Genomic DNA, 477 nt, shown 5'->3' with positions numbered 1-477 from the left:
GAAAGCCATTCATCGCTTGGTACTCAGTGATCGCGTAAACCAATTCAGGTTTATGGTTAGAGTCTTTATAATTACGATGCCCTGCAGTCAGAGGGATTCCTGCTTGCTCCTCTCTCGCAAAGCCTAACTCGGCTTGGTGCTTGTTTGGGTGGACCTGGACCGATAGCGCTTTTTCTGCTGCCAAGATCTTAAACAAGAACGGCAGTTCACCGAACTCCTGCGCAATATCAGTAGATAAATAAGCGGGTTTATTCTTGTTAATCAGCTCAGAGAGAGGCACCAAATGTTGGTCAAGCTTAACCATTGAGCAACCTTTTGGATGCGCTCCCATCCAAACTTCCGCTTGCGGCTCTTGTGACTCATTCTTAAAGCCAAACAGTTCACGTATCGAAGAAATACTCCCCCATGCATAATTTTGGATGGTGTTTTCCATTGGGAAAAATGAGTGTTCTGAGAAGTGGCTGAGTGACATGGCGT

At 45.9% G+C, this 477-nt stretch carries 1 protein-coding gene; it reads right to left on the bottom strand.

Going from position 1 to position 477, the window contains the following annotated elements:
• Nucleotides 1-472 (bottom strand): mannose-6-phosphate isomerase, class I (gene manA / locus AB4653_RS13515; RefSeq protein WP_372104422.1); only part of this gene is annotated, 472 nt, incomplete at its 3' end.
• Between the last annotated feature and the right edge of the window lie 5 nt (nt 473-477).

Source organism: Vibrio sp. 10N.222.48.A3, from assembly GCF_041475345.1.
In the GTDB taxonomy this organism is placed as follows: Bacteria; Pseudomonadota; Gammaproteobacteria; order Enterobacterales; family Vibrionaceae; genus Vibrio; species Vibrio tasmaniensis_A.
This window is presented reverse-complemented; position numbering and strand designations above follow the sequence as displayed.